General features: G+C 58.7%; 9 protein-coding genes. 1 reads left to right on the top strand and 8 read right to left on the bottom strand.

From position 1 onward, the window contains the following. The first annotated feature begins 24 nt into the window (after positions 1–24). The gene (locus ACNSPV_RS01095; RefSeq protein ID WP_348584891.1) at positions 25–999 is read left to right on the top strand and encodes a glycerophosphodiester phosphodiesterase; all 975 of its coding nucleotides are present in this window, start codon (positions 25–27) and stop codon (positions 997–999) included. Between the two features lie 107 nt (positions 1,000–1,106). On the opposite strand, the gene ACNSPV_RS01090 is transcribed toward ACNSPV_RS01095, so the two are convergent. From ACNSPV_RS01090 to ACNSPV_RS01055, 8 genes are all read right to left on the bottom strand, one after another. Further along, complete coding sequence (locus ACNSPV_RS01090) at positions 1,107–2,066, bottom strand: AEC family transporter (protein ID WP_348584892.1); 960 nt, start codon at positions 2,064–2,066, stop codon at positions 1,107–1,109. Between the two features lie 3 nt (positions 2,067–2,069). Continuing rightward, the gene (locus tag ACNSPV_RS01085; RefSeq protein ID WP_348584893.1) at positions 2,070–3,608 is read right to left on the bottom strand and encodes an AAA family ATPase; all 1,539 of its coding nucleotides are present in this window, start codon (positions 3,606–3,608) and stop codon (positions 2,070–2,072) included. Between the two features lie 20 nt (positions 3,609–3,628). Beyond that, positions 3,629–5,080: a VWA-like domain-containing protein gene (locus ACNSPV_RS01080; protein ID WP_348584894.1), complete on the bottom strand. Its 1,452-nt coding sequence runs from the start codon at positions 5,078–5,080 to the stop codon at positions 3,629–3,631. 115 nt (positions 5,081–5,195) lie between these two features. Next, positions 5,196–6,272 (bottom strand): leucine-rich repeat protein, encoded by a 1,077-nt coding sequence (locus ACNSPV_RS01075; protein ID WP_348584895.1) that lies wholly within the window; start codon positions 6,270–6,272, stop codon positions 5,196–5,198. Positions 6,273–6,756: 484 nt separating this feature from the next. Next, positions 6,757–8,676, bottom strand: coding sequence for an ABC transporter ATP-binding protein (locus tag ACNSPV_RS01070; protein ID WP_348584896.1), 1,920 nt, complete (start codon positions 8,674–8,676; stop codon positions 6,757–6,759). Continuing rightward, complete coding sequence (locus ACNSPV_RS01065) at positions 8,676–10,427, bottom strand: ABC transporter ATP-binding protein (RefSeq protein WP_348584897.1); 1,752 nt, start codon at positions 10,425–10,427, stop codon at positions 8,676–8,678. Before ACNSPV_RS01065 ends, ACNSPV_RS01070 begins: the two co-directional genes overlap by 1 nt. Before the next feature lie 298 nt (positions 10,428–10,725). Continuing rightward, positions 10,726–11,208 carry a MarR family transcriptional regulator gene (locus tag ACNSPV_RS01060; protein ID WP_339395051.1) on the bottom strand — a complete coding sequence of 161 codons (483 nt, stop codon included), beginning with the start codon at positions 11,206–11,208 and terminating at the stop codon, positions 10,726–10,728. Between the two features lie 377 nt (positions 11,209–11,585). Beyond that, positions 11,586–12,176 (bottom strand): TVP38/TMEM64 family protein, encoded by a 591-nt coding sequence (locus ACNSPV_RS01055; RefSeq protein WP_348584898.1) that lies wholly within the window; start codon positions 12,174–12,176, stop codon positions 11,586–11,588. Positions 12,177–12,362: the final 186 nt, after the last annotated feature.

Below are 12,362 nucleotides of genomic sequence, written 5' to 3'. Positions count from 1 at the left end.
AAACGAGAGAGGAATCAGAAAAGAATGATGCCTGAGATCATTGCACACCGTGGTGCGTCCTACCTTGCACCGGAAAATACCCTTACCGCATTCCGCAAGGCGATGGAGATCGGCGCGGACGGCGTGGAGATGGACGTACAGCAGACCGGAGACAAAAAGCTGGTCATCCACCATGATTTTCTCATTGACTGGCACACCGATATGCGGGGCCAGATCTACGACATGACCATGGAGGAGTTGAAGGCGCTGGACTTTGGCAGCTGGAAGGATGTGAGCTACAAGGATGAGCGGATCGCCACCCTGCAGGAGGCACTGGCACTGTGCAGGGAAATGGAAGGCACTGTTGTCCAGCTGGAATTGAAGGCCACCATCGATAACGACCCGGACTTTGTGCCCCGGGTGATCGAAGAGATCCGTGCGGCGGATATCACCGATCGGCTGGTGGTGATCTCGTTCAACCACGACCTGCTGCGGCAGGCAAAGCAGCTGATGCCGGAGCTGAAGGTGGGCGTGCTGGTCTACGGTGCCATGGAGACCATGGCTCTGCCCACCGCCATGTGGGAGATCCTTGGTTTGCAGAACAGTCTGGAAGAGGGCGATTTTCCACAGCTGCCCATGTTCTCGGTGGAAAATGTGGACGATGAAAACTGCAGCTGGCTGCTGCGCCAGATAGGCAGTCAGGTCAGTATGCTGCAGGTGGAGTTTCCGAACGAGAGCCTGATAGAAGTGATCCAGCACCTGCTGGATCAGCGGGACCCGGTGAAGTATGTCCAGACGCTGGATTTCAAGCCGGACTGGGTGAGCTGTGAGTACCACACCGCCTATCAGCAGCCCAGCATGGTGCAGAAGCTGCATGATCTGGGCATCAAGACGGCATACTGGACGGTGGACGGGGAAAAGACGGTAAAAGACCTCTGGCCGCTGCAGCCGGATGCCATCGTGACCAACCGTCCCGACCGCGTGCGGGAATGGATCGCTGAACTGGAAATGACCGAATAAAAGGCAGAAGCTGCATCCGTTCGGTGCACCCTGCTTCCCCAATAGCTTCTGAAAAGCAAACAGCGGACAGCCTGCAGGCTGTCCGCTGTTTTGCTATGCAAAAGAGGTTATAAAATATACCCGAGGCTCCGCAGCACGAACAGCCAGAAGGTCAGGCTGAAGGCACTGAACAAGGTGGTGGTGACGCACACGCTGCCGGTAAGGACGCCTTCGTGCCCCATCTGTTTTGCCATGACGTAGCACGCCGGGGTGGTGATGCTGCCCAGCATCACCAGCAGTGCCACCAGCTTTTCGTCTGTAAAACCAAGGTGCACCGCCAGCGGCAGGAACAGTGCGGGCAGGATCATCAATTTGACCACGGTGGCGATGGTGGTGGGCTTGAGATAGCCCAGCGCCTTGCGGCCCTTGAAGCCCGCACCGATGGCAAGCAGGGCCAGAGGGCTGGTCAGCCCGGCCACATTGGAGAGGGTCTTATCCAGCATGGCAGGCATGGAAATGTGCAGCATGCTCCATGCAAAGCCTGCCGCAATGCCCAGCAGGATGGGGTTGGTCAGGACGCCTTTGGCGCTTTTTTTCAGCTTTGCGGACATGCTGCCGGTCTGGGCGGCAGCCGGACTTTCCAGCGTCAGGATGACCACGGCCATAATGTTGTAAAGCGGCACGCTGCCTAAGATCATCAGGCTGGACATGCTGGCGTTGCCGTAGATGCTCTGCAGAAAGGCCGAGCCCAGAATGGCGGCAGAGGAGCGGTAGCACGCCTGCACGAACTCGCCCACAAGGCCGGTGCCCTTTAAAAATACCTTTGCCAGCGCCCAGATCACAAGGATGCTCACCAGTGTGACCACAAAGCAGAACAGGACGTACCGGCCGTCAAAGGTGGTGCGGACGTCATTTTTGCCAAGGTCGCGGAAGAGCTGCACCGGCAGTGCAACGTAAAAAACAAATTTGTTGGCCCCTGCCACGAATGCGTCGCTCAGAAAGCCGGTGCGGTGCAGCACATAGCCCAGCAGCATGATAAAGAACAGCGGCAGGGTGCTGTTCAGGCTGAACAGAAGATTTTCCAGCATGGCTCACACCCCGCCGTGGCGGCGCTGCTCTGCCGCCAGCTCCTGCTGCAGGGCAGCTTTGCGGTGGTCCAGCAGCAGATCCTTGTTGTACTGGAAGTAGCGCTCACAGCCGTTCTCAGTGAGGAAAGCGTGGGACGCAGGGTCCACGGTAAGCTCGGTGACGAACACCACCATCTCCTGACTTTCGGCAAAGGCCTGCTCCATAAAGTCAAAGGCGGCTTCCAGCGCGGCGCTGGCGGCCTGCTGGGCCTTTTCGCGCTTATCGGCAAGGGACTGGAACTGCCCGCGCAGCAGGTCGAAGGCTTCCTGTGTCCCGGCGGCGCTGGCGCGGCGCAGTTCGCCCTCCCACTGGCGCAGTACGGCCAGGACCTGCAGACGGGTGGTCAGGCTGTCTTTGGAGAGCAGCCCCGCCGCGCGCTTTTGCTGGGTCTCGGCATCATAGTCCACGAGCTGCTGGTGGAACAGCTCCGCGGAGCCGTCCGGGATATCCTCCGGCAGGGTGGCAAGGGCTTTTTTGATCTCCCGCAGAAGGGCGTAGCAGCTGTCGGCCACAGCGTCCGCCTGCCGGGATGCGGTGAACCGGGTGCCCAGCCCGGCCAGCAGCAGGCTGACAAGGCTGAGCCGCTCGTCAAAGGGGGCCTGCAGCAGCCGTGCGAACACGGCGGGCTTTGCCTGCCCGGCAAGGATCTCCTCCACGCCGTAGTCGTCGCGGTACTTATAGTAGAGGTCGAGGTACGCCGAGAAATCCTCAGCGATCTTCGGGTGCTGGATGTATTCCCGGATCAGCTCCTCGTCTGCCTGCAGACCCAGCGCTTCGTAGGTGTCCAGCAGATTGGACAGGTCTTCCCAGCCGCGGGCGGTGACGAACTGGGTGCCGTCCACGTCTGCGTTGATCTGGTAGAAGTTCTGGGGGTGCAGCTCCAGATAGCTCAGGATGGCGCTGTGGATGTGGGCCGCGCGGGCGTAGTCCTTCCACACCGGCAGATCCGGCTCAATGTCCATGCGGCGCACACGGTCCAGCGTCACGATGTCAAAATCCCGCACCGACTTGTTGTACTCCGGCGGGTTGCCTGCCGCCACAATGACCCAGCCTGCAGGCACAGCCTGATTGCCGAAGGTCTTGCACTGCAAAAACTGCAGCATGGTGGGGGCCAGCGTTTCGGACACGCAGTTGATCTCGTCGATGAACAGGATGCCCTCCGCAAGGCCGGTGGCCTCCATTTTGGCGTAGATGCTGGCGATGATCTCACTCATGGTGTATTCGGTCACCGAGACGTCCTTTCCGCCATAGTTGCGCTGGCGGATGAAGGGCAGGCCCACAGCGCTCTGGCGGGTATGGTGAGTGATGGTGTAGGCCACCAGCGCCACCCCGCATTCCCGGGCCACCTGCTCCATCACCTGCGTCTTGCCAATGCCCGGAGGCCCCATCAGCAGGATGGGGCGCTGCCGGATGGCCGGGATGGCGTATTCGCCCAAGGCGTCCTTGGCAAGGTAGGCTTTTACGGTGTGTTCGATCTCTTCTTTGGCACGTTTGATGTTCATAACAGATGTTCCCCTCTTTATCAGGAGTTGTTCAGGTCACGGTACAGGTCGTCCTCTTCGGCCAGCGCGTCTGCAAGAGCGCTTGCCGGGCGGGCGGCTGCACCGGTAAATTCTTCTTCGTCCAGAACCACCTTCATGGCCCACGGCGGCACGTTGGCGTCATCGAACCGCTCCCCCAAAAACAGAAAAGCGGTGTCGTAGGCCGGGCGCCTGGCGGGGTAGGTGCCCATGCCGTCGGTGAAGTATAAGAGCCCCCGCAGATTTGCAAACTTCTTTTCAGCGCAGAGCTGGTTCACGTACTCGAATGCCGGGCGGAAGTCCGTTCCGCCGCCGCCCCGCAGCTCAAAATGGTTCATGGCGTGGATCAGTTCGTCCTCGTTGTGGATGAGGATATCCTGCCGGATGGCGTTATCCGCCTGAATAAGGTGCAGGTTCATGCGGTGGAAAAAGTTTTCCCGCCCTTTCAGCAGGGTGTAGGTCTCGGCAAGGAACGCCCGCACCAGCTCGCCGGAGGTGGAGTAGCTGGTGTCGATGACAAGGGCCAGCTCCTCGATCTTTTTGCTCTCCCGGCTTTCCAGCGGCTCGATGAGGGGCAGGTTGCCATACACCGAAAGACCGTAGGTGTAGAAGTTCAGGTCGAACTCGTCCGGGTCCAGCTTGACTTCCTCCCGCAGCACGCAGAACCGGCGCAGGAAGTCTCTGTAGCTGCGGCGGCTGCGGTTGGCGGCCTTCACCTGCTGCTTCAGAGCATCGGCCCCATCGCCCGCTTCCTTGTCCCGCAGGTCCAGCTCGGTCTGCATCCGCTCCCCGATCTTCTGCCACGTTTTCTGGGGCAGGGGAGTGGGCATCTGCTGGGGCTGGTCGGGGGCGTCCTTGGGCCACAGGCGGTGGTCGTCGGTCACGAACTCCCGCTCCAGCTGCCGCAGCACGCCGGGGGTCTGCCGGGTGAGCCATCGGTACACCGGCGCAGCTGCCACCACGGTTTCCTCTGCGGTGATTTTCTGATAGGCGTTCTGCCGCACATAGGTCAGCGGCCGCTTGACGCTGGTGCGGTTCAGGCTGTCGATGACATTCTCCACCGCGATATCACAGGCAAGGCTCCACAGTTGCGGCTCCCGGCGGCCTTTCAGCCAGAGATGACGGAATACGCAGTGGAATATGGTGTGCAGATACAACCGGTTGAGATATTTTGGATTGTCCTGATAGAGCCGCAGCAGGTGGCTGGGCTGATAAAACAGGGCCTGACCGTCCGTAGCCAGCACCCGGCAGCGCTCGTCCGGGGCGGGGGACAGGGCGCTGAGTGCCATATCCAGAAACCGGAAGTCCAGATACAGCCCGCTGCGCACCACCGCCAGCACCTCGCCGCCCATGCGTGCCTGCCATTCCTCGTGGGTCTCGGGCCGCTGGGACTGGAAGGGCTTGCGGGGGTCGAAAAATTTTTCTTTTTGGATGGTTTGGGGCAAAGGTGTCACCTCACTTAGAACCCTCTCAGCCTCGCAGCAAACTCCCCCCAATCATCGCTGCGCGATGCCAGCCCTCTTAGAGGGAGCTGGCGCACGAAGTACGACGGAAGGAGGTTTTTACTGCTTAAAAATCAAAATCGTACCGCTGCTTTTTGGGCTGAGGGGCATATTTTTTGTACTCTGCATCTGCCAGCAGGGCGGCGGCAGCGGCGTTCTCTGCCTTGGCGGCAAGGGCGGCGGCGGACGCAAAACCGGCTTTGTCCAGCACATCCAGCGCCAGCAGGGCGCGGATGCCGTCAAGGTCCTGCGCCTTTAAAAGGCGGGCCAGCACCCGGTCGGTGTTGGCTGCCAAAAACGCCCGGTAATGCCCGGCGGCGGCTTTGGTCAGCTGCCACGGATACCGCAGGCGGTCAAAGCAGAGCATTGCCATCACATTGGCATCGTCGGCATCGTGACCCTGCGGGAAAATGCTGTCATATTCTGCAGGCAGGAATATATTGTTGAGAAAACACTGTCGGTAATGGTATCCCTGCCCGGAAAAGGTGTGCAGCAGGATGTGGGCGGGGGTCTCCTCAATGTCCTCCCAGTAGGCGGGATACCACAGCGCCGCCAGCGGCGCGGCGGTACCGGCAGGCCGGAACTCCACCCGCACGGCCTCGGTGATGTTGTTCACGAGGGCAAACAGACCGGTGGAGTCCCCGGGCGCGGCCTGCACCCGGATGGTCTCCAGCGCGAAGCAGTTTAAAAACACATCGCTGCCTACGATCAGGCTGCCGCTGCCCACCGTGAGCAGGCGCAGGCTGCGGCAGTTGTAAAAGGCGCAGCTGCCAATGACCTGCAAACTGTCCGGCAGGGTGACCTCTTCCAGAAAATTGCCGCACACCGGGTGCAGTGCTTCTTCGTCCGCTGCCGGGGCGTCAAAGTCGAAGTCATACCGGCGGCAGGCACCGCCCACCGCCTGCCCGAATGCCCGGGTCAGCCGCACCGTGCCGTCCGGCTCCACTGTATAGCGGCAGGTCTTGTCTGCCGCAGGCAGGCTGCGGGGCTTTTCCGAGAAGCAGTAGCCGCCCAGCTCGGTGACGGCAAAACTGCCGCCCTCCGGCGCAGGCAGGACGGCAGGCAGCACCACGCAGGGTGCAGTGCCGTACACCCGCACCAGCCGGGCCGTGTCTGCCGAAAGGGGCAGGATGTCTAATGTCAACTTGCTTTCCGAAACCACAGTGTAAAACCCCTCAATACGATAGAATCATTCAGCTTTCAGTATAAACCAACGGCAAAGCCTTGTAAAGTATAAAAAATTCTGACGTAACATGGTAGAAAAACAGATTGGAAACCTCTTGACTTTTGCATGAAAGTGCGTATAATAAGGGTAGGCAACGCGATAAAGCCGAACGTGTTTACCACGTAAAAAAATCGAAGCACCCCGGTACTGGTTCTACCGGGGTGCTTCTTTTCATCAGTGCTTGCTGCCCTTGAAGAACAGGCTGTCAAGCCACTTGCATAAATAGTAGGCTACTACCTCTGCTGCGACAGTCTGAAAAAACGCGATAAAGCTAGGCATGTTTACCACCTCCTTTCCGCGACAGGGGGATCGGAGAAGGGCCGCAGAGCCAGTATAACACAAAAAGCGGCAGCGCGCAATTTGATGCACGCTGCCGCTTTTTCATTGAGGAGGCAGAAAAAGCTTAGTTTTCGGCCAGATTGCCGGTGTAGAGCTGGTAATACTTGCCCTTTTTGGCGATCAGCTCGTCGTGGCTGCCGCGCTCGATGATGCGGCCCTGCTCCAGCACCACGATGCAGTCTGCATTGCGGACGGTGGACAGGCGGTGTGCAATGACAAAGCTGGTGCGGCCGTACATCAGGCCGTCCATGCCGCGCTGCACCAGCGCTTCGGTGCGGGTATCGATGGAGGAGGTGGCCTCGTCCAAAATCAGCACCGGGGGATCGGCCACGGCCGCGCGGGCGATGGCCAGCAGCTGGCGCTGCCCCTGCGAAAGGTTGGCACCATCGCCGGTAAGCATGGTGTTGTAGCCCTCCGGCAGGCGCTTGATGAAGCTGTCGGCGTTGGCAAGGCGGGCGGCGGCGATGCACTCTTCATCGGTAGCCTCCAGCCGGCCATAGCGGATGTTCTCCATCACCGTGCCGGTGAACAGGTGGGTGTCCTGCAGCACGATGCCCAGCGAACGGCGCAGGTCGGCCTTTTTGATCTTGTGGATGTTGATGCCGTCGTAGCGGATCTTGCCCTCCTGAATGTCGTAGAACCGGTTGATGAGGTTGGTGATGGTGGTCTTGCCCGCACCGGTGGAGCCGACAAAGGCGATCTTCTGGCCGGGGCGGCCATAGAGGTTGATGCCGTGCAGGACGGTCTTCTCCGGCACATAGCCGAAGTCCACGTCCGTAAAGGTGATGTCACCCGCCAGCTTGTGGTAGGTAGTGGTGCCATCGTGGTGGGGGTGCTTCCATGCCCACAGGCCGGTGCGCTCGTCCGTCTCCACCAGCTGGTCGTTGCGGTCGTACTTTGCGTTGACAAGGGTCACATAGCCTTCGTCGGTCTCGCTGGGCTCATCCATCATCTTGAAGATGCGCTCAGCACCGGCCAGTGCCATGATGACGCTGTTGGCCTGCATGGACACCTGACTGATGGGCATGTTGAAGCCCTTGTTCAGGCTCAGGAAAGCCACCACCGTGCCAAGGGTCGTGCCGCCCATGCCGCTCACGGCCATGGCTGCGCCTGCCAGCGCGCAGACGGCATAGCTGATATTGCCCAGCTGGGCGTTGACCGGCATCATGATGTTGGCAAAGCTGTTGGCTTTGTTGGCGCTGTCCTTCAGCTGGTCGTTCAGCTGGCGGAAACCGTCCAGCGCCTTCTGCTCGTGGGTGAACACCTTGACGACCTTCTGGCCTTCCATCATTTCTTCGATGTAGCCGTTCAATTTGCCCAGATCCCGCTGCTGCTGGATGAAGTATTTGCCGGACTGCTGGGTGATCTTTTTGGAGCAGAACATCATCAGCGCCACCATCAGCATGGTGACGATCGTCAGCTGCCAGCTGAGCATGCACATGCTGAAGAACACCGAAACAATGGTAATGGCGCTGGACACCAGCTGCGGGATGCTCTGACTGAGCATCTGGCGCAGGGTATCCACGTCGTTGGTGTACACGGACATGATATCGCCATGGGGATGCTGGTCAAAATACTTGATGGGCAGGCTCTCCATGTGGGTGAACAGCTGGGTGCGCAGGTTGCGCAGGGTGCCCTGCGTCACGTTGACCATGATGCGGGCGTTGCCCCACGCTGCCAGAATGCCAATGACGTAGATGATGCCCACCCGCAGCAGAGCTGCAGCCAGCGGGGCAAAATCCGGGTCCTGCTGCTGGGTCATGGGTACGATGTAATCGTCCATCAGGGTCTTTAAGAACAGACTGGCCTGTACGTTTGCCAGTGCACTGACCACGATGCAGACAAGCACAAGGATGCAGTGGGGCAGATAGTGCCGGAACACCTCATCCATGATGCGCTTCAGCAGCTTGCCCGGGTTTTCCACCTTGGGGCGCGGGCCGCCCATGCGGGGGCCGGGGCCGCGAACTTCTTTTGCCTGAGCCATTACTGTTCACCTCCCTGTTTGTCAAAGTCGCCGCCGCCCTGTGTCTGACTGCTGTAGACTTCCTGATAGATGGCGTTGGTCTTCAAAAGCTCCTCATGGGTGCCCAGACCATCGATGCGGCCGTTGTCCAGCACAAGGATGCGGTCGGCGTCCTGCACCGAGGAAATGCGCTGTGCAATGATGATCTTGGTGGTGCCGGGAATTTCTTCGCGGAATGCCTTGCGGATCTTGGCATCGGTAGCGGTATCCACGGCGCTGGTGGAGTCGTCCAGAATCAGCACCTTGGGCTTGCGCAGCAGGGCGCGGGCGATGGTCAGGCGCTGCTTCTGGCCGCCGGACACGTTGGAACCGCCCTGCTCGATCCATGTATTGTATTTGTCCGGGAAGCGCTCGATGAACTCATCCGCGCAGGCAAGCTTTGCCACACGGATGCACTCTTCCTCGCTGGCGTTCTCGTCGCCCCAGCGCAGGTTGTCCAGAATGGTGCCGCTGAACAGCACGTTCTTCTGCAGCACCATGGATACCTCGCGGCGCAGCACATCGAGATTGTAGTCCCGCACATCCACGCCGCCCACGCGCACAGTGCCGCTCTCGGCATCGTACAGGCGGGGGATCAGCTGCACCAGACTGGATTTTGCGCTGCCGGTGCCGCCGATGATGCCCAGTGTCTCGCCGGGCCGGATGGTAAAGCTGATGTCGTTCAGCACCGGCTGACCGCTGCCGTGCTTATACTTGAAGGTGACATGGTCGAACTGGATGCTGCCGTCGGCCACCTGCTGCACCGGCTGCTTTGCGGGGGGCAGGTCGGTGGTCTCGTCCAGCACTTCCACGATACGCTTGGCGGAAGCGGCAGACATGGAGATCATGACAAAGGCCATGCTGAGCATCATCAGGGCCATGAGGATGTTCATGATGTAGCCGAACAGAGCGTTCAGCTGGCCGGTGGTAATGGCACCGTGCAGCACATATTTTGCGCCCAGCCAGCTCAGCGCAAGGTTGCAGCCGTAGACAGCGACCAGCATGGCGGGGTTGTTGAAACTCAGGCGGCTTTCGGCGTTGACGAACTGGTCATACAGGCTCTGGCAGGCTTTGGTGTACTTTTCGTTCTCAAAGCCCTCGCGCACGAAGCTCTTCACCACGCGGATGGCGGAGACATTCTCCTGCACGGACGCATTCAGGGCGTCGTAGTTTTTGAACACCCGGTCAAAGATGTGGAAGGTGGGCACCATGATGCCTGCCAGCACCGCCACCAGAAAGACCACAGCCACCACGAAGATCAGCGACAGCGGGCCGCCGATCATCACGGCCATGAACAGGGCGAACACCAGATGCACCGGGGCACGCACGCACATGCGCTCGATCATCTGGAAGGCGTTCTGCACGTTGGTCACATCGGTGGTCATGCGGGTGACAAGACCCGCGGTGGAGAATTTGTCGATGTTGGAGAACGAATAATGCTGGATGTTCTCATACATGGCATCGCGCAGGTTGCCGGCAAAGCCGGTGGATGCCTCGGCGGCGTATTTGCCGGCCAGAACGCCCAGCGCCAGCGCGACCACAGCCACCAGAAAGGTGAGCAGGCCGTACTTGAGAATGGCGTTCATATCGCCCTTTTCAATGCCCTGATCGATGATGAAGGCCATGATGGTGGGCAAAAGCACATCCATCACGGCTTCCAGAGCGGCAAAGAGCGGTGTCAGGACTGCGGCGCGTTTATACTCGCCCAGATGCGACACTAACTTTTTGATCATCTGAGTTACCTCCTGTTGCTTTTATTTGTTTGGTACAGAACAATTTTATACAAAACATTTTAATTGTCAAGACGTTTCAAAAAATGTTCATAATTACTAATTTAGCAAGCCGATTTTAGGCAAGTTGACAAACCCTCTCAGTCAAAGCCTGTCGGCTTTGCCAGCTCCCCCAAAGGGGGGAGCTTTTCTTGCTCTGAACGATACGACCTGCTTTGAATTGGACGCATCACCCTTTGTATTATGGTGCATATAGCTCCCCCTTCGGGGGAGCTGGCGAGCAAAGCGAGCCTGAGAGGGTTCATTTCAGTGCATCCCGCAGCTTGTTCAGCAGCCGCAGCAGCTCGGTGTTCTCTTCCTCCGTCAGCAGTCCGGCCACATAGTCGTCGGTCTGATGGAAGGAACGAATCGTGTTCTCGTGGAAGCGGATGCCCTCTTCGGTGAGCACCAGCTGCTTGAGCCGGGCGTCCTGCGGAACACTGCGCCGCTCGATATACCCCTTGCGCTCCATCAATTGCAGGATGTTGGTCACGGTGGAGCGGGTGATGGAGAACTCCCGCTCGATGTCCCGCTGGAACACGGCTGCGTCCCGGTGGCGGTAAAGATACTCAATGATCCACCCGTGCATGGGGGTGGCCTGCTCCACGCCGTTTTCGCGGGCAAACTGGTTGATCTTGCGGAAGATCAGGTTGTCCACCCGGCGGATCTGTGCCGGGATGACCTGTGGGCTTTCCCAGGGCGGGTCCGTGCGTTTGCAGCACTCGATTTTGATTTCGTCACACATAATGATCGGTTCCTTTGATTTGTTTGAAGCTGGACAGTTTTGAATGAAACTGTTTGATAACATACATATTATACGGCAGACAAAGTGAATGTCAAGGGGAAGTGAACGATTTTAAATGAAGTATTATTTTTTATATTGCAAACCAGCCAAGCCTGCGGGCTTGGCTGGTTTGCTTTTTCACGGAAGGGGCCGTAGTTGCAAGCGGCATATTTTCCGGTTGCACGGTCATTTCCAAAGGAAATAAGCGCAACAGATGGAGTTTCCCTTTTGGGCCATTACTGTGAAAAGGCAACAGCAGACAGCCCGCAGGCTGTCTGCTGTTGCCCTATTATAAAAACTAAATATGCCCAGAGCGAAGCGGAGGGCATTCTAAATGATTATTCCAGATTGTGCTTCTTGCAGAACTTTTTGCTCACCCAGTACATGCCTGCCCATAAAAGAATGGCCAGCACCAGATACACCGGGTTTTTCAGGGAACTGACAAGCGACTGCCCGAACAGCGCGATCAGAGCCACCATGACGCCTTTGCCCAGCAGCATGGTGATGAGGTACCGCTTTTCGTCAAAGTCTGAGATGCCAAAGGCCAGATGCATAAAGGAGCTTGGTGTGAAGGGCAGAAGCGTGAGCATGAACAGCGACGAGGTGTCAAAGCGGTTCACCCACTGCTGGGCTTTTTCCAGTTTGGGCGAGCGGGAGGCGAACTTCCAGAAGAAGCGCTTGACTACCCGCCGCCAGAGCAGGAACATGATGCAGCCGCCCAGTGCCACACCGGCCCAGCTGTACAGAAAGCCCAGCAGGCCGCCGTGGGCCGCCACATTCAGCGCCACAATGGCGATCAGCGGCAGCGGCGGGAAAAAAGACTCCACCATGGCCAGCACGATGGGGGCAATGGGGCCAAGGCCGCCAAAACTGTCCAGTAATGCTTTCCAGAATCCCAGCGTTCCAAGCTGACGCAGCCAAACGTTCATCGTGCGTATTCCATCCCTTCTGCCTGCGCCCCTTCTCAAAGCGCGGGCCGTCTATCCGTAGTATATCCACATTGTATGACAGAGCCATGAACAGAAAACGACTTTTTTGCCCTGCACACAGCTTCCTTGGGATACTACGAAGCAGAGAGGTGATTTCCTGCAAAACAGGGGAGAAACGACACCGGC

The organism is Faecalibacterium sp. 3 (genome assembly GCF_048323735.1).
Lineage (GTDB): Bacteria > Bacillota > Clostridia > Oscillospirales > Ruminococcaceae > Faecalibacterium > Faecalibacterium wellingii.
This window is presented reverse-complemented; position numbering and strand designations above follow the sequence as displayed.